Below are 18,383 nucleotides of genomic sequence, written 5' to 3'. Positions count from 1 at the left end.
CGCTGATGGTACTGCAACCGGGAGGTTGTGGGAGAGTAAGTCACCGCCGACACCAAACAACAAACACAACAAAATACAGAAACAAAAAGAAGGAGACGGCAAACCACCGTCTCCTTCTTTTTCATGTTTTGCTATTCTCCTCACCATGGACCAAAAGCAAATTTCTCATGTGGCGGACCAGGTAGAACAAGGAATTCTTGGACTTGAAGGCGTCGATAAGCTCCTGGCTTATTTGGATAGCTTGCATCCGGATGATTTGGTCGGCGTGGATTTTCTCGTTGACCGCATGTTTGAGGAGGAGCGTAACCAAATATGGGAGCTCACGGAAACGCTGAAGGAGTTTCTCGCGGATCTCAAGGAATGCCAGAAGTAGTGCAGACGCTTGACGAAGCAACCAAAACCCTTGTAAACCCCTCAGGTTTGAATCTGACTGACCCCGAAGATTCACGGGCGTATGCCGACCAGGTGTGGCAGGCGGGTGTGCTTTTGAATGTGGCAATTGATGAGCCTCAACGCCTGACTAGCGAAGGCGTCAAGTCAATAGAGCCTTGCGATGTCCTCCCGGTCGCGCAACGGGCGCTAGAAGAGGTTCTGCTACAGTTGCCGCTGGTTAACGATCCAGTTGGGTCCGTGATCTGGTGCGCGGGGCGTTTGGCCCAGGAACTACCTCAGGCCGCCCAATTGGCCCAGGTTGACGGTCTGCGCTTGGCCGAGACGCTTTTGGGGGTTCTCGAGTCGCCGTATGCGGAGCAGGTTGATATCGACCCCGTACAGTACGCGGAGGCTTTAGGAGCTGAAGGCCTCAAAGAGCTGCGCGAGCGTGCGCAGGGTGAGTATGTCGGTCGTCGGTTAGCGGTGCTTTCCGGTTCTGTCGAGGAGGTATTTCGTACCCACACGGACGGATACGAGCAGCTCATTAGCGGGCTTTCGGAGATCGGCCGGTTCGACCTTGCTTACACGTACTCGGAAGAAGCGATGCGAATCCTCCCCGCTGAGGAAACGTTCAACATTGCTGGTGGTTGGGCCGCGATTACCGACGTCCACTTTCCTCACCGCAGCCCTTACGTCAATGAGCGAGTTTTCGACGCGTTTCCATGGCTTTCGACAGCGAAAGGTCTTTTTGCGGCGGTGGGGGATAGCGCAGTGGAGCACATCGAGGCTCGGCTGCGCGATAAGCCCTGGGATCTTGCAATGTTTCAGTATCAGTGCCTACGCGATCCGCAACGAGCATGGGCGACAGCCTCGGACGCCGGACTCCAACGCAATGTGGCAGAACTACTTCTTCCGCACCTGCCGGTCGAAACCATTCCCGTTCTCATGCAACTCATTGAGGACAAGCTGGAAACACAAGATGTCTATGGTCGCGACCAAGCGTATGGGTTGCTCGGGAAAGTTCAGAAAGCAGCTGAGCCGGCTGCATTTGAGGACTTCTTAGGTCGCCTACAACGGAAATTTGCTGACTGCCCTGAAATTAGCAACCAGCTTGCCGACGCCGCCCAACCCTAAACCTTTGCTTTTACCCCCGGTGCTGGTTGTGGTGCGACTCTGGGGATCCCTGCGGATTTAGGGCATCCTATTCGAACATAAACACCCCCACACGAGGCACATGTCCACCAACCGGGATACTATGAAGGCACCCGTTAGAAAACATATACGAATTCTGTTCTTCTCTTCTGGAGTGCCCCGTCCATGACTGCCACGCTTGCCCCACCCGAACCAGATGTTTCCCTCGACTACCCAGACACCCTCCTCATTTCCGATCACCCCGATACCGGTCCCCTAGACGATGGTGATGTGCCGGAGGCGTTTTACACCACGAACGCTCCCGGCAACCACATCGGCAAAGCCGGCACCTACACACGCAAAACCTCCTGGTTCCTCTACCGCGCCATCCTCCCCCAACTAGACGAGGATGTTGACCTGAGCCTCACCAGCCTCGCCAAAGACCTCGGCATCTCCTACCACAAACTTCTAGGCTTCCTGCGCGCTCACTTCCGCATGCGCCAACTACCCCTGGTCACCGAAGTGCAAGGCCAGCATTGGATACTCGACCTGACCAAACTGCGCATCATCGACCGTGAACTCAACCGCCTAGACAACAATCCAGACCACCTCGAAGCCATCGACGCCGCACTCGCAGACTTCCTCACCCCCACCACACCCAACCTAACAGTCCCCACCGACGCCGACCTGCGCCGGTTTATCCGCACCTTCATCGACACCCACCTGCGCCCCGAAGACAAAGAACAACAACCCGAACCACGACTGCGCATCAACTACAACCCGGATAACACCACCACACTATCGTTGACGTGCGATAGTGCTACCGCCACCATCATCGCCCGCCACATCGACGCCTACACCAACCAGACCACCACCACCGCAGCACAAGCACTCATCGACCTCATCTTGGAAGACACCCACACCAGCGTTGCCATCAACACGTTCACCACCAACGAGAAAGCCAACCTCGTCTATCACCCCGGTGCCGGATGGATAAACCTCAACCACGCCCCCACAGACAACACCTTCATCCGTAGGCTCAACGCCGACGAGATAGACTCCTATACCCCCAGCACCGACATCCGTGCCTACACCCAAGGCAGAGACGCTACCTGCCGCTGGCCCGGCTGCACCGTCCCCGCCACTAGGTGCCAACTCGACCACCGCATCGAATACCACCTCGGCGGGCCTACCGGCCCAGATAATTTAGTAAACCTCTGCCAGCATCACCACAACATCAAAACCGACCGCAGAATCCACTACATCCTCGACCCCATCACCGGCACCATCGCCTGGCTACACCACGACGGCACCTACCAACTAGACCACCCCACCGGACCACTAGCTACCTCCCAAGCACACTGGAACCACACCTGGGCCCAATACCTCACACACCAACAACAACGAACAGAAAGGAAGACCTCCAAAGGGTAGGGGACGCCGTTAAAATGGGCTGACAGCCTACCGAGGAGGCCGAACTGATGAGCTCACTGGCTGCCATCGCCTTGCCATTTTTTCAGAGTAGGACCCGATCCTTTCTTGATGAGGACCGGGCAGCTAGACGTGCACTGAAAATGCAAGATGGAATTGGCGTGCTCGATTTTGCCGTGGAGGACCCTTCGGAGGATCCAGCCCAAGTATTCTCGGTTGTGCAAGAAGCGCTGGAGATTGCCGTAGATGTGATAGTCAATGCGGATGACTCACTTGGCATGTTAAGTGAGGTTGTTGAAGAGCTTATCGAGCTCCATGCTAAGAGCGCACAGCGCGCCAAGCCTGCGCCAATGGAGCTGGCCGAGTGGTTCATTGATTTCCATGAGAGCAACGAGGTTGATTACTTCGATCTTGACCCTGTTGCATATTCAACGGTCCTCGGAGAAGACGGCCTGGCTCAGGTGCGCGCTTGGGCGGAAAACGCAGATGTTATCCGCCGTAAGTATATGGAGAAGCGCTTTGCGGTTTTAGATCAAGATGTCGAAGCAATTATTCGTACACACTTGGCTGAGGGTAGCTACGCGGTTTATTTCGAAGAGGCAGCTAAAGCCTTAGAAGAAATCGGTGAGAATGACGCTGCGTGGGAGTACGCGAAGCGTGGAACTGAATCTGATCCAGATTGGCAGGCGCGGTCTTGCGGGCAATTCTGGGTGGAACTAGCGAGGGATCATTTCCCCGAAAGGGAGGAAGAGGTCGCCCAGATAGTTCTCAACAAGTGGCCGGACCCGCTCCTAGAAGTAATGCTTTATCCAGAAAGGTTTGTGGAGCCCTAGAGAACTAGGAGGTCGAACTTCGTAGCTTTTACGTCGGAAAGGCGCTTGCGGGCGCGCTCGAGACGCTGCCATTCCTCCTGGGGGATGGACTTTCGGGCAATGGTGACGGTTTCGGCGTCAGGGGTGCCCCATGCGATGGGCATAGGGGTGATTTGCTGCCAGTGGTTGTTGTCCGCGCGGCCGGACACAGCGGCAACGGGAACCTTGGTGCCCACGGTTCGCTGAGTGCCGGGAATGGCAGTCACGGTGCGCAGGCAAGCAGCCCAGCGGGGAGGCAAGGAAGGATCCACGTTGGTGTTGACTAGGGCGAGCAGGACCATGTCGCGCTCGTTGACCTCAGCGATGACAGCAGGAGCAAGGGGATAGGAGTCATAGAGTTGCTGGGCGGTGCCAACCTTCCGGGCGGCGGCGAAGCCGACGATGGCCACCATGATTCCGAAAAGGATCATGCCGAGGCCGATGGTAATGCCCCAGGAAAATCCCCACCAGATGGCCGCGCCGCCGATGATGAGCAGGATGCCCAGCACGAGGCCGGAGATGCGAAGGCGGTTGGAATCGCGCAAGAGCTCGTTATTGGCCTTGGCAAAGGACTCGTCTACGTCGAACTTGAAGATTTTCATTGTTCCAAGTCTAGTGCGTCGATAAGCCGGTAGGCATATCCCTGCTCGGCGAGGAAGCGTTGGCGGTGCACGGCGTAGTCCGCATCGAGGCTATCGCGGGTGACCAGCGAATAGAAGAGGGCTTCTTCTTCCTTGGGGCGCAGCAGCCGGCCGAGGCGTTGGGCCTCTTCTTGGCGGGAGCCGAAGGTGCCGGAGACCTGGATGGCTAGGGCTGCCTCGGGAAGGTCGATGGAGAAATTGGCCACCTTGGACACTACGAGAACAGGAAGTGTGCCCTCGCGGAATTGTTGGAAGAGGCGCTCGCGTTTGGCGGTGGAGGTGGAGCCGTCGATAACGGGGGCGTCGAGATGCGCGCCGAGCTCTTTGAGCTGGTCGACATAACCGCCGATGATGAGCGCCTGCTGTGGGTGGCGCGCCAGGATCTTATCCACCGCCCGGAGTTTGGCGGCGGCTTGGGCGGCGATGCGGTAGCGGTCGCGAGGTTGGGCGGTGGCGTACAGCATACGTTCCTCGGCGTCCATATCCACGCGGACCTCGATGCATTCGGCGGTGGCGATATAGCCGGCCATCTCGAGTTCTTTCCACGGGGCGTCGTAGCGCTTGGGTCCGATGAGGGAGAAGACGTCGCCCTCGCGGCCATCCTCGCGCACGAGGGTAGCGGTAAGCCCTAGTCGACGCCGCGATTGAAGGTCCGACGTCATCCGGAATACCGGGGCGGGAAGGAGGTGCACCTCGTCGTAGATGATGAGGCCCCAGTCGCGGGAATCGAAGAGCTCGAGGGCGCGGTATTCGCCCTTAGTTTTGCGCGTGACCACCTGATAGGTGGCGATGGTGATGGGCTTGATTTCCTTCTTTTCGCCGGAGTATTCGCCGATTTCGTTTTCGGTCAGGGTGGTGCGGCGCAGGAGCTCGTCGCGCCATTGGCGGCCGGCGACGGTATTGGTGACCAGGATGAGCGTGGTGGATTCCGCCTTGGCCATCGCAGCGGCGCCGACGATGGTTTTGCCAGCGCCGCATGGGAGTACGACGACGCCGGAGCCCCCGGACCAGAAGGCCTCGGTGGCGTACTGCTGGTAGTCACGCAGCTGCCAGCCGTCGTGATTGAGGGCGATGGGGTGGGATTCGCCATCGACGTAGCCGGCGAGATCTTCTGCCGGCCAGCCGGCCTTGAGGAGGGCTTGTTTAAGGCGGCCGCGCTCGGAGGGCGGGACGGCGATAGAGTTCTCGTCGATGCGAGCCCCGAGGAGTTTTCCGGTAGCGCCGCGGGTAAGTTCTTCCAGGATGGGCGGCTCATCGGACTCGAGGATGAGGCCGTGGGCCGGGTGGGCGTGGAGGCGGACGCGGCCGTAGCGGGACATGGTTTCGGCGACGTCGACAAGCAGGGCTTGGGGGACTGGGAAGCGGGAGTAGTTTTCTAGGACGTCGACGACCTGCTCGGCGTCGTGCCCGGCCGCGCGGGCATTCCACAACGCGAGCGGGGTGATGCGGTAGGTGTGCACGTGCTCGGGGGCGCGCTCGAGCTCCGCAAAGGGAGCGAGCGCGGCGCGGGCCTCGGCGGCTTGGGCGTGATCCACCTCGAGCAGGACGGTCTTATCCGACTGCACAATCAATGGTCCATTCATGGCTCCAGCGTAACGGAGGTGATCCGGTGCAAGGGAAACCGGATGGTAGAGCCATCGGCCGCGCGAGCGTCGATTTGCCCGCCCGCCACGGTCAGCGGGGTGACGGTGCGTTTCTTTTCGTTGCCGTTTTTGTCCGCATAGCCGATGGTGATCGGCCGGGCAGTGCGCGCGGCGGCGTGGACTATATCGAGGCTGGGCGTGGAAGGCGCGGCGTCGTCGCGCAGGGTGCGCATGGCCTTCGCGATGTCCGGGGAAGCGGTGGCTCGGCGGGCGGTGGGCGTCGGCAGGGTAGCCGGTTCGGGCGCGACGGTGAGGCTGGCACCGCTTTCGTCCTCGGCCGCGGGGGAGAGTCCGTGGTCGCGCAGGCGCTCAAGCAGGTCGTGCACGGGTAATTGGGACACCGCGACGGTGGGCGCGAGCAGGCGCAAGGGCGCGGCTTTGAGCGCGATCTGGAGGAGGGCCGGGTCCTCGCTGCGCAGGTAGGATAGCGCCGGGCCGGAGCGCAGGGTGCCATGGCGCTTGGCGACGTCCCCGATGTGGAACTCCAGCGTCTGCGGTACCTCCCCGTGGGCGGCGAAGAATGCCTGGATTTCCTCCCCGGTCATGCCGCGATCCAGGCCGCGGCGTAGGGAAGCGTCCGAGATGCGGTAGACGCTGGCCAGGCCGGGGGATTCGAGGTCGGCGACGGATTCGAGCCGCTGGTGGGTCTCCGGATCGAGCGGGCCGGGAACCAGGACGGTCATATCCGCTTGGATGAGGAAGTAATCGACCGTGTCGGGGGTGAGGCGGGCGGCGGCTTCGGGGGCGTCGATAAGCACGCTGGTGGGGCGCTCAAGCGCGATCGCGCCTATCCACTCGGCTTCCGCGCGGAGTTCGGCGATGGTCTCGTCCGAGGTATGCGTGGCAAAGAGCGGGAAATGGAAGCGCAGGGATTCTTCGAAGGTGGGCTTCGCCCCGCGCAGGTAGACCTGCAGGACCTTTTGCCTAAATTCCGGCAGTCGGTCATTGGTGTGCGCTAGCGTGCGGCCTTCCTTGGTCCATGGGGAGGAAGTCCAAGCCTCGAGCAGAAGCTGCCACTTTTCGGCGAGGCTCGCGTCGAGCCAATCCTGGGCGAGCTCCGTTGGCGCGAGGAAATTGCCCTCGAAGTTTTTCGGCTCGCCGCGGCTGAGCAGGCGGGCGGTCATGCCCAGGCCGATGAGGCGACGCAGCTCTCCTTCATCGATGGTGAGGGTTTTGCTCAGGTTGGTGAGCTGGCGAACGCCGACGGTCTTGTCCTTGAGCAGTTCTATCGGCCGCGCGCCTAGGGCGTCAATGACGCGCTGCATGCCGCGCACGGCGGAAAGGCCGGCCGCGGTACCGGCATCATCGGCCTTGGAATCCGGGGCGGGGGATTCGGTGATCCCTTCTACTGGGATTGGGGCGGTGGGCTTGCCGTTGAGCGCAAGGTGCACGGCGCGCGGCAGGCGGACGGTGGTGGCGTCCACGCGCTGGAGCAGCTGCTTGGCGATGAGCCGCGGAATCGGCCGGCCCGGATCCGCATCAATGGCCGCATCTCGCGTGGTGCCGAGGCCATTGGAACGCGACAGGGTCTCGAGGACCTTCCGTTCTTCGTCCGGCAGCTCGGTGATGTCCTCCGAGCTGACCTGGACCTGGTCGAGGAGGGACCAGCCCGTGGGAAGGGCAGGCATGACCTCGGGCGGGATGAGGATGTTGCCGTAGGCCAGGCCGCGTTCCTTGAGCTGGCGGGTGATATCCGGATTAAGGTCTTCTACCTCTTCGAGTTCCCCTCCGCGGCGCGCGATGTCTTCAATTTCCGCAAGCTGCCGTGCAGTGCAGTTCATGAGTGCCCGCGCGATGGAGGTGCGCAATAGCAGGCGGGTAGCCAGCGCGGCGATGCTCGGGGGTAGCGGATTGAGCACATCCGGCCGGTTGCGGAGGATGGTGGCGAGCTCTTCTTCCTCAAGGGAGGCTAGCCACGTGCGGAAATGCGGGAGGTGGGAAGACTGAGTCATGATGTCACCCCAGTTTAGTTATCGTTTGAGTTACGTTTTTGCGCAAGGTTTGAAATAATAAGGGCTATGTCGAATGAGAAGAAGGGTCACGTTTCCCCGGCTTGGCCGAAGAACGAAAATCGCGAGCACGCAATCACCGAAATCTCTGCGCCTTTTGCTGGTGCATCCAGCCCCTACGGCGATGATCTGATCTTGCCGATGCCGGCAGAGAAGCTGAACTACGTTCACCCTTATACTCGCATCAATCGCTAGAGTATGTCCCCGCCTTGGTGCGGGGATTTTTCTTTCATACAAAAAGGGCCCATTGCTATTGCAATGGGCCCTTTATCGCTATGTCTTAGCGGGTGATGTTCTCAATCATCTGCGCAATCGGGTCGATGATGTTGCGGTTGGCAGAGTAGAAGTTGTTGAAGTCGTGGCGGTTAGCCTTGTACAGCTCGGTGAACTGTGCAGGCAGTGCCAGGCCGTAGGAGTTAGCGGCATTCTTGATGGTGTTGTACAGAGCATCAACAGCCAGCTCGTCGGACTTCTGAGCGGCAGCCTGCTTGACCGGGGCCGGTGCCTGGGCCGGAGCCTTAGGGGCAGCGGACGGAGCGGTGCGCTGGGTAGGAGCGGAGTTCAGGCCGAGGGAAGCGGAGCAAGCCGGCCATGCGCCCCAGCCCTGGGAAGCAAGCACGCGCTCAGCGACGACAATCTGCTGCTCGCGGGTAGCCTGGTCAGCGGTAGCAGCGAACTGGCCGCCGCCATTGGCCTGCCAGGTCTGCGGGTTGAACTGCAGTCCGCCCTGGTAGCCGTTGCCAGTGTTGATGTGCCAGTTGCCGCCGGCCTCGCACTGTGCCAGGCGATCCCAGTCGGAATCTGGGGCAGCGGATGCGGTCGGTGCCATGATGGCAGCGGCGGCGCCGAAGGCGACGGTGCCGGCGGTGAACTTAGCGGCCATACGGTTCTTAGCGGAGTGGCGTCCCATGTAGTTAGTCCTCTCTGTATGCCCGCATTAAGTGCAAAGAATATGTACCAAAAAGAAAGGGCGGGCGAGGGCAACTTTCTTAACGGCTCTTAAGTGTCTGGAGGACAGCGTAGCGGTTTATAACGAAAGTGTCACGTTATGGGCACTAAACGGGAAAGAAATGGGACAAATGTGGTGAGTGAGGGGGCATTTTCGCAGGTGGGCGACACCATGTGATCTATGTCATGTAACGCGGGTGTGTCGCGGCAGAGTGCGCGACTTCTGTTGTTTTGACCAGGCGGCTAAAATAAAGATTTTCCCCTAGAGAAGAGGTGGGTACCTATGCCTATTGGCAAAGTGAAGTGGTATGACGCCGAGAAAGGTTTCGGTTTCGTCAGCAACCCGGGCGATGAAGACGTCTATGTTGGCCGCAACGTGCTGCCCAAGGGAGTAGAGGAGCTGTTCCCCGGCCAGCGCATCGACTTCGATTTCGCGGCCGGGCGCCGCGGTCCGCAGGCGCTGCGGGTCAAGGTATTGGATAAGCCGCGTCGCCGCACCCCGGCCCGCAAGCCGGAAGAACTCGGCAGCATGGTCTCTGACGTGATGACCTTGCTGGAGTCGCAGATTCAGCCGGTGCTCAATTCCGGTCGCTACCCAGAGCGCAAGACTGGGCGCCAGGTAGCAGAAATCCTCCGCGCAATCGCGAAGGATTTGGATAGCTAATCAGAAGCCTTCGTGGATTCCTCCGCGGAGGCTTCTCGTTCTTTATCGGTCATCGTGGTAAGTGACCACACGGTGGCCAAGGGGGTTTCGTCACCGTTGTCATCGGTGCCGATCATCATGGAGGAAATCTCCACCACCTTGAGGCGGGGGTGCTTGCCGGTAGAGGCCTTGATAGGTTCTACCGAGCCGGGGATCGAAACCTCGGTGGTCTCGTTTGCGCCGTGCGCGGTTTCATCGTTGGCGGCGGGGTCATCGTAGATGGAAAGAATCTTCCACTCGTGGTCGGAGATTTCTTCGGGGATATCGAGCTTGAGGGTGTCATCATCGCCCACGGTGAGGTTCGGGACCTCGCCTTCTGGGCACTCGTTGCCGGGCTCGCATGCAATGTACGGGGCGACGTCGATGGACTTATCGCCCACGGAGGCGGTGACCTTGATGTCGCGGGGATCGGGACCCGGGCGCTGGTTCCACCAGTTTTGGAAGATCACTACGGCGGCGACGATGACCGCCACGACCACGATGAGGGCCAAGATCTGCAGCAGCGACTTTTTCCTTGCTTCCTTACGGGTTGCCATGGGCCTTTACCTTACTCGAACGTGGAAGAGTTCTTCCCACCGCTTGCCGGTAAGCCAAAACTCATTATTTTTGATGTGCGCGATGCCGTTGAGGACATCATCGGGGTCGGTGTAGCGGGACTTATCAATCGCGTCGGTGGAGATTACGGCGGTCACGCGGCCGGTAGACGGATCGATGCGGTAGATGTTGTCATCCATCCACACATTGGCGTAGACGGCATCGCCCACGCACTCGAGCTCATTGATGTCTTCGAGGGGCTTTCCCTCCAGGGTGACGTCGGTAGTGGAGCGCTCCGCGAAGGTCTCCGGGTCCATGTGCCGCAGGGTCGCGGAGCCATCGGACATGAGGAGATCCTCGCCGGTATTGCACAGGCCCCAGCCCTCGCCCGAGTAGGTGGCGGTATCTACCTGGCGCAGGTCGTGGTCGTATTTCAGGGCTTGGCCGGACTTCCAGGTCAGCTGCCAGATGGAATCGCCGGCTTGGGTGATGCCCTCGCCAAAGTAGCGGCTATCCAGGCGTGTTTCGGCCAAGGTTTCGCCGGTTTCGGGGGAGAAGCGCTCCAGGCGGGATTCTCCCCATTGGCCGGTGCCCAGGAGCAGGTTGCCGTCCGGATCGGTTTCGAGGCCCTGCGTAAAGGAATTGGGCGGCAGGGAAGCGGTGCCGAGAACCTCGACGGAGAGGTGTTCTACTTCGGGTTCAGCTGGGGTAGAGGAACAGGCAACGAGCGTGCAGGGGAGGAGAATGCAGGCGGCGCGGGAAAGAAACGACATGCACCATATGTACCACCGGGTGCGCTCCATAATGAATAATGAGGGGCGTGAGTAAGCGAAAAGCAAATCCGTTGATCGATTCCCGCGCCGCGCGCATCGCGCGCGAGGCGTTGGATGAGGTGGGGGAAGGGGGCGTCGGCAAGCATATCGGCGTCGCCGGGATGGGCCGAAACGTTGCTACCCACCGATTTGAAGCAGAAATGCCTGGCTACCCCGGCTGGGAATGGCAGGCGGTGCTCGCCTGCGCGGAGGGCTCGCGCTACGTCACCGTCAATGAGGTGGCGCTGGTGCCGGGCGGGGAGGCCCTGCAGCCGCCGGAATGGGTGCCCTATGAGGACCGCGTGCGGCCCGGCGACCTTGGACCCGGAGACCTGATGCCACCGGCCGTGGATGATTCCCGCTTGGACGGGGAAACTTTGTCTAAATCCGGCCTGGAAGACGCCAAGAAGCGCTGGCGCACCGAATTCGGGCCCAATACGGATATGGCGGCCAAGGCGCGCCTGCAATGCCGCACCTGCGCGTTTTATGTGCAGCTAATGGACAACTATGGCGTCTGCGCCAATGAGTACTCGGCGGACGGCCGGGTGGTGCACTCGCGCTATGGCTGCGGCGCGCATTCGCAGACGCGCGTGCGGGAAGAAAAGAACCCGGAAGTGGCCTTCGATGATGAAAAGCCCATCTTCCAGGATTTTGAAATCGAGGATTAAGGCAGCACACTTATGGCGTAAGACTCGCTGTACGTGAAAGGCGCAGGCGTTGAAAGTCACTCTCGATCGCTACTTCCATATCTCTGAACGTGGTTCCTCCATTGGAACCGAGCTACGCGCGGGAACGGTCTCGTTCTTCGCCATGGCCTATATCATCCTCTTGAACCCGCTCATCCTCGGTACTACCGAGGACGCGGAAGGCTACGCGCTGGGCGTGCCACAGGTCGCCGCCGCCACCGCGCTGGTCGCCGGCGTCATGTCCATTCTCTTCGGCGCCATTGCCAAGTATCCCTTCGCCATGGCCGCAGGCTTAGGCATGAATACCTTCGTGGGCGTGAGCATGGTCGCCACCAGCGGGCTGACCTGGCAGGAATCCATGGGCCTGGTGGTCATCGAGGGCATCATCATCGTCCTGCTGGCCATCTCTGGTTTCCGCACCGCCGTCTTTGACGCCATCCCTCAGTCCATGAAGGCGGCGATGGGCGTGGGCATCGGCATGTTCATCGCCATGATTGGCCTCGTGGATGGCGGCTTTGTCACCCGCGTGCCGGACGCCGCGCACACCACCGTGCCGGTGGGCCTGGGCATTAATGGTTCGATTTCCACCTGGCCGGCGCTGGTCTTTGTCATCGGCCTCATTATCTGCTCCTTCATGGTCATCCGGAACGTGCCGGGCGGGCTTTTCATCGCCATCGTGCTCACCACCGTCATCGCGTTTATTATCCAGGCGTTTACCGGCTCCGAGGACTGGGGCATGGCCGCGCCCGTGAAGCCGGAGGCGCTCGGCGGCATTCCGGATCTGTCCATCGTGGGCGATGTGAACCTGGTGGGCGCCTTTACCAAGATCGGCGTGGTCTCCACCATCCTGCTGATTTTCACCCTGTTGCTGACCAACTTCTTTGACGCGATGGGCACCATGACCGGCCTGGGCAAGCAAGGCAAGCTTGTCGACGCCGACGGCAACCTCCCCGATATGAAAAAGGCCCTCGTCGTCGAGGGCTTTGGCGCCGTGGCCGGCGGCCTGGGCTCTGCTTCTTCCAATACCGTCTTTGCGGATTCCTCCGCCGGCATTGCCGATGGCGCCCGCACGGGCCTGGCCAACCTCATGACCGGCGTGCTGTTCCTCGCCGCGATGTTCTTGACCCCGCTCTATGAAATCGTGCCCATCGAGGCCGCCTCTCCGGTTTTGGTCATCGTCGGCGTAATGATGGCCGCGCAGCTGACCGAGATCCGCTGGACCAAGATGGAGATCGCCATCCCGGCCTTTCTCACCATCGTGACCATGCCGTTTACCTATTCCATTGCCAACGGCATCGGCATGGGCTTTATCTCCTTCGCGCTCATGTCCACCTTCGCCGGTAAGGCCAAGGACGTGCACTGGATCATGTGGCTCTTGGCTGGCCTGTTCGTGATTTTCTTTGGCATGGATCCGATTTCCAATGCCATCGGCTAGCCTAAGGGCATGCTGATTACTGACCCCGCAGACCCTCGCCTGGACGATATTCGGAACCTCAACAAATCCGATAAGTCCGGCGAGGGTCTCGTCATTGCTGAGGGCCCGCTGGTGGTCTCCCGGCTGGCCGAGTCCCGGTTTCCCATGCGCTGCCTCGTGGGCTTTCCCAAGAAGGTGGAGGCCTATATTTCCGAGTACGGCGAACCCGAGTGCCCCATCTACGAGGTCTCTCGCGAGACCTTGGCGGAGGTGGCCGGCTTCGATATGCACCGCGGGCTGGTCGCCGCCGCGGACCGCGCCCCAGAGCCGGAGGTGAGCGAGATTGTGGAATCCGCCAAGACTATCGCCGTGCTCGAGGGCGTGGGCGATCATGAAAATATCGGCGCCATCTTCCGCCATGCCGCCGGCATGGGCGTGGATGCGGTGCTGCTGGGCTCCGGTGCGGCGGACCCGCTCTACCGGCGCTCGGTGCGCGTGTCCATGGGGCACGTGCTGCGCTTGCCCTTTGCCCATTTAGAGGGCGGGTTTACTACCTGGCAGCGTTCCTTGCAGGCGCTTGCCGACGCCTCCTTTACCCTCATTTCCTTAACCCCCAACCCCCAAGCGGTGCACTTGGCCGAGGCCATGCACGGCCTGGATAAGGTGGCGATGCTCGTCGGCGCGGAGGGCCCCGGCCTTACCGAACATGCAATGAAGGCCACCGATATACGCGCACGCATACCGATGGCCCCTGGTACCGATTCCCTCAACGTGGCTACCGCCGCCGCCATTTCCTTTTATGAGCGCCAGCGCTCCTTGAGCGACTTAAACGTCTGAGCGCTCCAATTGCCAATGAGCGAGCCCAAGTGCTTGGCGGTGGAGATGATTTCCTCGCCGGTGGATTCCGGCTCGGCGCTATGGTCCTCGTAGTCGTCATAGTCGTTCAGGCCCAGCTTATTGGCCGACTGCGCGGCTAGTTCCCCCACGGTGCGCTTGGGCTTCGGCGGGTCGATCTTTGGCTCTGGGCGGCCGTCGACCGCGTAGCCCACAACGTCTAGGTCTGGGCCATCGTGCCCGACCTCGATGTCGAGCCAGTATTCCTGTGCCGCTTCCATGATGCCCTGCGGCTCGAAAGGTAGGGAGATTCCGCCCAGCGGCTCGTATTTCTCGCCCGCCCAGTAGGGCGCCTCAAAGGGTTCGGGCAGGCCGGTGTCCTCGTAGAGGTGCTCGCGGGTAGCGCACAGGCAGCGCTTGAGATCGCCGCCCTCCCACAGGGCGAAGCCGGCGTAGCCTTCCTTCTCATTGCTCGCCAGCGCAATGACGCGCTGGGCGGGCACCGCATTAAGGAGCGTTTCCGGCAGCTGGGAAAGGAGAACCGAGTCCCCCTCGCAGACCGTTTGCACCACGGTGATGCCGGGGTAGCCGCCGATGTAGTACTCGTTCGGATCCGTCTGCGCGGAGCGGTTGAGCGGGAATTGCCCAATCGGCGTGACCGGAAAGGTCGGATCCAGCTGGGCGAGGAATTTCCGGCCAAAGCCGCGATCCGCCTTGGGCTCGGTCTTCAACACCTCTTCCGCATTGGGCTGAGAGATGTACCAGAGAGTAAGTACTGCGTGAGAGATGTCCACGATTAGTCCCTAGGGCGCTTGGTATTGGAGCGAACGCCGAGCAACACGTCCTCCCAATGCGGGGTGACGGCCTTGCGGCGGCGCTTGGTGGGCTTTTCTTCTGGCGAGGGATTCTGCAAGAACTCCTCTTCCTCCGGCTCTTCCGGAGGGGTGGTCGGCGCGGTGAGGTCAGTGACGTTGCTGGGCTGGTCGCCGTCGATAGCTTCGTCATAGCGGCCGCTGCCCAGCGAGGTTAGCGAGCGCACCGGCTGCACGAAATCCGGGTCCGTTAGGTCCGCGGCCACCGAGTTGCGCGCTTCCACCGTGGCGGGCGAGGACATGGACTGCTTGAAGTACCACTCGGCCTCGTTCTCGGACAGGCCGGCCTTCCACGTCACACGCACGATCCAGGCCTCGCCCTGGTGGCGGTAGGCGTCCCAGGTGGACTCGGAGAGCGAGTGTCCACGGGCGGCAAAGGCGGTGGCCAGAACCTCCCACAAAGTGAGCTTGGCCGGTCCGTCCTCGCGGACAGGGTGGGCCTGCTTGGCAATCTCCGCGATGCGGTTGCGCTCTAGCATGACCGGGTAGGCGAAGGGCTCGATGCGGGATTCGGTCACGCCCATTTCTTCCGCCAGCTCTGCCGCGGAGGCGCCGGCACGGATGCGATTTTGGATCTCCGCCGGGCGGATCTTTGTCTCTTCCACCGGTTCCGGCTTGGCGGGCTTGGCCAGGCTGATGGCCGGAGCCGCCGGTTCCTCTTCGGGGGTTTCCTCCTGCTCGCTCTGCAGGGCCTCGCGCAGCTCATCGGTGATGGAGAGGAAAAACTCTTCGCCGTCTTCGGTGCGCAGCACCAAAGAGGTTTCGGTCGACTCGCTGTCAACTGGGAACAGCTCGCGCATAATAGGGCGCTCCTTTTGCCTATCGACGGCGGACATATCTGTGATGCATTCAACTATAACGTGAAAATGCCCCGCGGCCTGCGAGGCGGCGGGGCATGTTGGGTGAGATGCGTTATTTCGCATCCAAGACGTAGTCGATGCATTGGGTCAGCTTGGCGATATCGGCCGGATCGATGGCCGGGAACATGCCGATGCGCAGTTGGTTGCGACCCAGCTTGCGGTACGGCTCCACGTCCAGGATGCCGTTGGCGCGCAGGGTAGCGGCGAGCGCTGCGGCATCGACGGACTCTGCGAAGTCGATGGTGCCCACCACGAGCGAGCGGGACGCAGGCTCCGCGACGAAGGGAGTGGCCTCCGGGCGGGATTCGGCCCAGCGATACAGCGTGGTGGAGGATTCGGTAGTGCGCTCAACCATGCCGTCGAGGCCGCCGTTGGCATTCATCCACTGGACCTGGTTATTCAGCATGAGCAGGGTGGCGATTGCCGGGGTGTTATAGGTCTGGTTCTTGCGCGAGTTATCGACTGCCGTTTGCAGGTTGAGGAAGTTGGGGATATAGCGTTCGGAGGCGTTGATTTTCTCAATCCGCTCCAGCGCGGCGGGGGACATGGCGGCGAGCCACAGGCCGCCGTCGGAAGCAAAGCACTTTTGCGGCGAGAAGTAGTAGACGTCCGTATCGGAGATGTGCACGGGCAGGCCACCCGCGCCGGAGGTGGCGTCCACGACCACCAGCTGCTGATCATTGCGGGGGTGCGGGCGGGTGACTTCTGCCATCGCGCCGGTGGAGGTTTCATTGTGTGCCCAAGCGACGACGTCCGCTTCCGCAGAGAGTTCGTGTGGGTCGGGCGCGGTGCCCGCGGGGGACTCCACGATGGAGGGCGCATCGAGCCAGGGTGCACCCGCAGCGGCCTTGGCAAATTTAGTGGAAAACTCACCAAAGGTGAGGTGGGCGGAGTGGCGCTCGATGAGTCCGAAGGTGGCAGCATCCCAGAAGGCGGTCGCGCCGCCGAGGGAAAGGACAATCTCGTAGCCCTCTGGCAGGGAGAAGAGATCGCTTAAGCCTTCCCGCACCGAACCTACGAGGTTCTTTACTGCCGGCTGGCGGTGAGAGGTGCCCATGACCGCGGGGTCAATGGCCGCAAGCTGGGCGGGGCGAACCTTGGAGGGGCCGCAGCCAAAGCGGCCGTCGGCAGGCAGGAGGTCGGCAGGCAGCGTAAGTTCGGGTGTACTCATGCAAGTCAGTGTAGAACAGTTCCGGTCGAACGGCAGTTATTTTAGTCGGCCAAATCCTGTTGGCGGCGTCACAAAGTTTGCTAAGGTGTGAAGAGGTATCAAGCTAGCTTCCTTAAGTTAGTGCTTAATAGTGACTCTTCACATAGAGAAAGGAACTTCCGTGGCTTCTGAAGACAACAAGGTAGTGCTCCAGTACCCAGGCGGCGAGTACGAGATGGACATCAAGCAGTCCACCGAGGGTGACTCCGGCTTTGACATTTCCAAGCTCCGTAACGAGACCGGGCTCGTTACCTTCGACCCTGGTTATACCTCCACCGGTTCCACCGAGTCCAAGATCACCTTCATTAACGGTGAAGAGGGCATCCTGCGCCACCGTGGCTACGATATCGCGGACCTAGCGGAAAATGCTTCCTTTAACGAGGTTTCCTATCTGCTGATCAAGGGTCATCTGCCTAACGAGGAAGAGCTCAGCCACTTTAACCGCGAAATCCGCCACCACACCCTGTTGGACGAGGACTTTAAGGCCGCGTTCAATATCTTCCCGCGCAACGCGCACCCAATGGCCGTGCTGGCTTCCTCCCTTAACATTCTTTCCGCGTACTACCAGGATCAGCTCAACCCGCTGGACCCAGAGCAGCTGGATAAGGCCACCGTCCGCCTGCTGGCCAAGGTTCCAATGCTGGCTGCGTATGCTTACCGCGCTTCCCAGGGCAAGCCTTATATGTACCCGGATAATAGCCTGAACGCCCGCGAGAACTTCCTGCGCATGATGTTCGGCTACCCCACCGAGGAGTACGAGGTGGACCCGGTTGTAGCTAAGGCCCTGGATAAGCTGCTTATCCTGCACGCTGACCACGAGCAGAACTGCTCCACCTCCACCGTGCGCATGATTGGTTCCGCTCAGGCCAATATGTTCGTCTCCATCGCCGGCGGCATTAACGCCCTGTCTGGTCCGCTGCACGGCGGTGCAAACCAGGCCGTTCTGGAGATGCTGGAAGATATCCAGAACAACCACGATGGCGACGCTACCGACTTCATGAACCGCGTGAAGAATAAGGAAAAGGGCGTTCGCCTCATGGGCTTTGGCCACCGCGTGTACAAGAACTACGACCCACGCGCGGCCATCGTCAAGGACACGGCCCACGAGATCATCGAGCACCTGGGCGGCGACCCAATGCTGGATCTGGCCATGAAGCTGGAGGATATTGCGCTGAATGACGACTACTTCGTCTCCCGCAAGCTCTACCCGAACGTGGACTTCTACACCGGCCTGATCTACCGCGCTATGGGCTTCCCGACGGACTTCTTTACCGTCCTCTTCGCTATCGGCCGCCTGCCGGGCTGGATTGCACAGTACCGCGAGCAGCTGGAGATCAACACCAAGATCAACCGTCCGCGCCAGATTTACACCGGCGAGTCCCTGCGTAAGGTCACCCCGCGTAGCGAGCGTTAAAGCGCTCCGCGGTCAGCC

19 protein-coding genes are annotated in these 18,383 nt (G+C 60.8%); 10 read left to right on the top strand and 9 right to left on the bottom strand.

The window, feature by feature from the left end; all coding sequences use genetic code 11:
* The 4 genes from QP884_RS09885 to QP884_RS09870 form a co-directional block, all read left to right on the top strand.
* The coding region (locus QP884_RS09885) for a hypothetical protein (RefSeq protein WP_284821898.1) at window positions 1-373 on the top strand (373 nt) is incomplete at its 5' end.
* On the top strand, window positions 373-1,506 hold the full coding sequence (locus tag QP884_RS09880; protein WP_284821897.1) for a hypothetical protein: 1,134 nt from the start codon (window positions 373-375) through the stop codon (window positions 1,504-1,506). The genes QP884_RS09885 and QP884_RS09880, both read left to right, overlap by 1 nt.
* A 183-nt stretch (window positions 1,507-1,689) precedes the next feature.
* Window positions 1,690-2,937, top strand: coding sequence for an HNH endonuclease signature motif containing protein (locus tag QP884_RS09875; RefSeq protein ID WP_284821896.1), 1,248 nt, complete (start codon window positions 1,690-1,692; stop codon window positions 2,935-2,937).
* 47 nt (window positions 2,938-2,984) lie between these two features.
* A complete protein-coding gene (locus QP884_RS09870; RefSeq protein WP_284821895.1) occupies window positions 2,985-3,767 on the top strand; it encodes a DUF6880 family protein in 783 nt (260 codons plus the stop codon).
* Here the strand turns inward: QP884_RS09870 and QP884_RS09865 are convergent.
* Genes QP884_RS09865 through QP884_RS09855 form a run of 3 tightly spaced genes read right to left on the bottom strand, consistent with a single transcriptional unit; the run spans window position 3,764 to window position 8,021 of the window.
* Window positions 3,764-4,387 carry a DUF3239 domain-containing protein gene (locus QP884_RS09865; RefSeq protein ID WP_150851107.1) on the bottom strand — a complete coding sequence of 208 codons (624 nt, stop codon included), beginning with the start codon at window positions 4,385-4,387 and terminating at the stop codon, window positions 3,764-3,766. The two genes, QP884_RS09870 and QP884_RS09865, sit on opposite strands and share 4 nt — an antisense overlap.
* On the bottom strand, window positions 4,384-6,009 hold the full coding sequence (locus QP884_RS09860; RefSeq protein WP_284821894.1) for a DNA repair helicase XPB: 1,626 nt from the start codon (window positions 6,007-6,009) through the stop codon (window positions 4,384-4,386). The genes QP884_RS09865 and QP884_RS09860 overlap by 4 nt, the downstream gene beginning before the upstream one ends.
* Window positions 6,006-8,021 carry a helicase-associated domain-containing protein gene (locus tag QP884_RS09855; protein WP_284821893.1) on the bottom strand — a complete coding sequence of 672 codons (2,016 nt, stop codon included), beginning with the start codon at window positions 8,019-8,021 and terminating at the stop codon, window positions 6,006-6,008. Before QP884_RS09855 ends, QP884_RS09860 begins: the two co-directional genes overlap by 4 nt.
* 66 nt (window positions 8,022-8,087) lie before the next feature.
* On the opposite strand from QP884_RS09855, the gene QP884_RS09850 reads away from it, so the two are divergent.
* Window positions 8,088-8,273: a hypothetical protein gene (locus tag QP884_RS09850; RefSeq protein WP_023022020.1), complete on the top strand. Its 186-nt coding sequence runs from the start codon at window positions 8,088-8,090 to the stop codon at window positions 8,271-8,273.
* An 85-nt stretch (window positions 8,274-8,358) separates the two neighbouring features.
* Here QP884_RS09850 and QP884_RS09845 read toward each other — a convergent pair whose 3' ends face one another.
* A complete protein-coding gene (locus QP884_RS09845; protein ID WP_005323876.1) occupies window positions 8,359-8,988 on the bottom strand; it encodes a resuscitation-promoting factor Rpf1 domain-containing protein in 630 nt (209 codons plus the stop codon).
* 321 nt (window positions 8,989-9,309) lie between these two features.
* On the opposite strand from QP884_RS09845, the gene QP884_RS09840 reads away from it, so the two are divergent.
* On the top strand, window positions 9,310-9,690 hold the full coding sequence (locus QP884_RS09840; RefSeq protein ID WP_005323875.1) for a cold-shock protein: 381 nt from the start codon (window positions 9,310-9,312) through the stop codon (window positions 9,688-9,690).
* Here QP884_RS09840 and QP884_RS09835 read toward each other — a convergent pair.
* Window positions 9,687-10,265 (bottom strand): DUF2771 domain-containing protein, encoded by a 579-nt coding sequence (locus tag QP884_RS09835; protein ID WP_284821892.1) that lies wholly within the window; start codon window positions 10,263-10,265, stop codon window positions 9,687-9,689. The two genes, QP884_RS09840 and QP884_RS09835, sit on opposite strands and share 4 nt — an antisense overlap.
* Before the next feature lie 6 nt (window positions 10,266-10,271).
* On the bottom strand, window positions 10,272-11,036 hold the full coding sequence (locus QP884_RS09830; protein WP_284821891.1) for a glutaminyl-peptide cyclotransferase: 765 nt from the start codon (window positions 11,034-11,036) through the stop codon (window positions 10,272-10,274).
* Between the two features lie 38 nt (window positions 11,037-11,074).
* Here QP884_RS09830 and QP884_RS09825 point away from each other — a divergent pair, with 38 nt between their 5' ends.
* The 3 genes from QP884_RS09825 to QP884_RS09815 are packed head-to-tail and all read left to right on the top strand — an operon-like array spanning window position 11,075 to window position 14,012.
* Complete coding sequence (locus tag QP884_RS09825; RefSeq protein WP_284821890.1) at window positions 11,075-11,743, top strand: DUF3027 domain-containing protein; 669 nt, start codon at window positions 11,075-11,077, stop codon at window positions 11,741-11,743.
* A 49-nt stretch (window positions 11,744-11,792) separates the two neighbouring features.
* Window positions 11,793-13,196: an NCS2 family permease gene (locus QP884_RS09820; RefSeq protein ID WP_284821889.1), complete on the top strand. Its 1,404-nt coding sequence runs from the start codon at window positions 11,793-11,795 to the stop codon at window positions 13,194-13,196.
* Window positions 13,197-13,205: 9 nt separating this feature from the next.
* The gene (locus QP884_RS09815; protein ID WP_284821888.1) at window positions 13,206-14,012 is read left to right on the top strand and encodes a TrmH family RNA methyltransferase; all 807 of its coding nucleotides are present in this window, start codon (window positions 13,206-13,208) and stop codon (window positions 14,010-14,012) included.
* Here the strand turns inward: QP884_RS09815 and QP884_RS09810 are convergent.
* The 3 genes from QP884_RS09810 to serC form a co-directional block, all read right to left on the bottom strand.
* Window positions 13,973-14,803, bottom strand: coding sequence for a DUF6928 family protein (locus QP884_RS09810; RefSeq protein ID WP_284821887.1), 831 nt, complete (start codon window positions 14,801-14,803; stop codon window positions 13,973-13,975). The genes QP884_RS09815 and QP884_RS09810 overlap by 40 nt on opposite strands.
* Window positions 14,804-14,805: 2 nt before the next feature.
* The gene (gene sepH, locus QP884_RS09805) at window positions 14,806-15,681 is read right to left on the bottom strand and encodes a septation protein SepH (RefSeq protein WP_284821886.1); all 876 of its coding nucleotides are present in this window, start codon (window positions 15,679-15,681) and stop codon (window positions 14,806-14,808) included.
* A 112-nt stretch (window positions 15,682-15,793) separates the two neighbouring features.
* Window positions 15,794-16,912: a phosphoserine transaminase gene (gene serC, locus QP884_RS09800; RefSeq protein ID WP_284821885.1), complete on the bottom strand. Its 1,119-nt coding sequence runs from the start codon at window positions 16,910-16,912 to the stop codon at window positions 15,794-15,796.
* Between the two features lie 160 nt (window positions 16,913-17,072).
* Here serC and QP884_RS09795 point away from each other — a divergent pair, with 160 nt between their 5' ends.
* Entirely contained in the window at window positions 17,073-18,365 is a 1,293-nt protein-coding gene (locus tag QP884_RS09795) for a citrate synthase (RefSeq protein WP_284821884.1), read from the top strand.
* The last annotated feature ends 18 nt before the right edge of the window (window positions 18,366-18,383 follow it).

Source organism: Corynebacterium tuberculostearicum (assembly GCF_030229345.1).
GTDB lineage: Bacteria > Actinomycetota > Actinomycetes > Mycobacteriales > Mycobacteriaceae > Corynebacterium > Corynebacterium tuberculostearicum_G.
The sequence above is the reverse complement of the archived record's forward strand: the minus strand, read 5'-3'. Positions and strand labels throughout refer to the sequence as shown.

Coding starts and splice junctions, on each gene's coding strand:
- QP884_RS09865 (WP_150851107.1), bottom strand. CDS start 4,387: ATGAAAATCTTCAAGTTCGACGTAGACGAGTCCTTTGCCAAGGCCAAT.
- QP884_RS09825 (WP_284821890.1), top strand. CDS start 11,075: ATGAGGGGCGTGAGTAAGCGAAAAGCAAATCCGTTGATCGATTCCCGC.
- QP884_RS09815 (WP_284821888.1), top strand. CDS start 13,206: ATGCTGATTACTGACCCCGCAGACCCTCGCCTGGACGATATTCGGAAC.
- QP884_RS09860 (WP_284821894.1), bottom strand. CDS start 6,009: ATGAATGGACCATTGATTGTGCAGTCGGATAAGACCGTCCTGCTCGAG.
- QP884_RS09840 (WP_005323875.1), top strand. CDS start 9,310: ATGCCTATTGGCAAAGTGAAGTGGTATGACGCCGAGAAAGGTTTCGGT.
- QP884_RS09855 (WP_284821893.1), bottom strand. CDS start 8,021: ATGACTCAGTCTTCCCACCTCCCGCATTTCCGCACGTGGCTAGCCTCC.
- QP884_RS09830 (WP_284821891.1), bottom strand. CDS start 11,036: ATGTCGTTTCTTTCCCGCGCCGCCTGCATTCTCCTCCCCTGCACGCTC.
- QP884_RS09875 (WP_284821896.1), top strand. CDS start 1,690: ATGACTGCCACGCTTGCCCCACCCGAACCAGATGTTTCCCTCGACTAC.
- sepH (WP_284821886.1), bottom strand. CDS start 15,681: ATGCGCGAGCTGTTCCCAGTTGACAGCGAGTCGACCGAAACCTCTTTG.
- serC (WP_284821885.1), bottom strand. CDS start 16,912: ATGAGTACACCCGAACTTACGCTGCCTGCCGACCTCCTGCCTGCCGAC.
- QP884_RS09850 (WP_023022020.1), top strand. CDS start 8,088: ATGTCGAATGAGAAGAAGGGTCACGTTTCCCCGGCTTGGCCGAAGAAC.
- QP884_RS09835 (WP_284821892.1), bottom strand. CDS start 10,265: ATGGCAACCCGTAAGGAAGCAAGGAAAAAGTCGCTGCTGCAGATCTTG.
- QP884_RS09870 (WP_284821895.1), top strand. CDS start 2,985: ATGAGCTCACTGGCTGCCATCGCCTTGCCATTTTTTCAGAGTAGGACC.
- QP884_RS09845 (WP_005323876.1), bottom strand. CDS start 8,988: ATGGGACGCCACTCCGCTAAGAACCGTATGGCCGCTAAGTTCACCGCC.